General features: G+C 48.6%; 1 protein-coding gene. It reads right to left on the reverse strand.

Annotation, left to right across the window (positions count from 1 at the left end):
* Positions 1-678: 678 nt before the first annotated feature.
* On the reverse strand, positions 679-1,906 hold a 1,228-nt coding region (locus ACTIE0_RS24085; protein WP_439517028.1), incomplete at its 5' end, for a formylglycine-generating enzyme family protein.

A 1,906-nucleotide genomic window follows, 5' to 3' on the forward strand; every position in this document is an offset into this window, starting at 1 on the left:
GCTTTTTCACAGAAACCCGGTTTCGCCGGGGGAAGTTTGGTTTCGCTGCGCTTCACCCAACCTACATACTACATTACCATAAATGCCGAAAATTAACCCGCTTTTTCACAGAAACCTGATTGATCACGGCTGGGGAAGTTTGGTTTCGCTGCGCTTCACCCAACCTACATACTTCACCCAACCTACATACTACATTACTATAAATGCCGAAAATTAACCCGCTTTTTCACAGAAACCCGGTTTCGCCGGGGGAAGTTTGGTTTCGCTGCGCTTCACCCAACCTACATACTACATTACTATAAATGCCGAAAATTAACCCGCTTTTTCACAGAAACCCGGTTTCGCCGGGGGAAGTTTGGTTTCGCTGCGCTTCACCCAACCTACATACTACATTACTATAAATGACGAAAATTAACCCGCTTTTTCACAGAAACCCGGTTTCGCCGGGGGAAGTTTGGTTTCGCTGCGCTTCACCCAACCTACATTCTGAATAATCGGTAATTCGGGGCTGGACATCGTTGTTGTTTACACTCGGGCAATTTAAATTTAACATTTCTTTACACACAAATCCAGATTTATGGTGTAAAATTGGGGCAATATAAAAAATGGCTCGCTGCGATCGCTTAAAAGGCTAAATGGCTAGCAGGGTAAAGGGCAAAACCGCAAAAGCGCTAAGAGCTAAGAGTCTGGGGGGGCACAAGCCACCCGAAAACCGTAGTTGCTGCCGAGGAAGTCCGGGACGAGCCAGTGGCGGAAGGCACAACGGCAGTTTCCGGGATGGCTGCTCCACGAACCGCCGCGCAGCACGCGCCTTTCTTCGTTTTTCAAAAGCTTGACTAAACGTTCAACAGGGTTTTGAGAAGGATTATCGTTACCATCCCACACACCACCATCCGAGGGCGCACCAGTGTAGCTGTCGTGCCAGGGGTCAGCACACCACTCCCAAACATTCCCGTGGATACCATACAAGCCAAAGGCGTTGGCGTGTCGAAATTTGCCGACGGGGGTGGTTTGTTCGCGGTAGGCTCCCTTCGGTCCCGAGCTATAGGTGTAGTTGCCATTGTAGTTGGCGAGACCCGTCGTCAGCGTATCACCGACGTGAAAGGGGCTAGTGGTTCCGGCGCGGGCTGCATATTCCCACTCGGCTTCACTGGGCAATCGGTAGGGTTTGCCGATTCTTTTCGAGAGGCGGGCGCACCACTCGATTACATAATACCATGAAACTCTTTCAACGGGAAGATTTAATCCTTTAAATCTTGAGGGGTCTAGGCTCAGGTCCCGTTGGAGTTTGGGGAAACTAGCCACTTGTCGCCATTGTTCTTGGGTAACCGGATATTTCCCCATGAGGAAGGGTTTAATCGTGACTCGATGTTGGGGTCTTTCAGTATTAGAACTTCCAGCTTCACCACTCGGCGCACCCATGATAAAGGTTCCCCCCGGAATTAGCACCATCTCCAGGGTTACACCGTTTCCCAGGTCTTCGATAATACATTCAGCCTGACCGGGACGACGGTTAATTTCTCGACCCATTGAATTGACCGTAACGATATCAAATTCAAACTTCTGGGTTACCGGTTTGCCAGTTGTATTGGGAGTCTGTTTAACAGTCTCTGGGATGACGGTTTGAGGACTTGTTGGGTTGGGCGATTTCCCATAATATCGCCGTAAATCTTCCCAAACTTCCGCTACAGATTGATAGCGTTTTTTAAAGACTGTCTCAACCAAACGGTCTAAGATTTCGCCTAATTTATCACTCACATGATTGCCATTTAAATGCTCCCGCCACACCCATTGTGCTTCTAAGGGGTCATATAAATCTGACGGACTGGCTTGGGTTAGCAGGTATAAACAAGTCACCCCTAAACTATATAAATCACTCCCATATTGAGGTTTTCCCATAGCCTGT

Origin of the sequence: Limnospira sp., assembly GCF_051859755.1 — a bacterium.
GTDB classification, from domain to species: domain Bacteria; phylum Cyanobacteriota; class Cyanobacteriia; order Cyanobacteriales; family Microcoleaceae; genus Limnospira; species Limnospira fusiformis.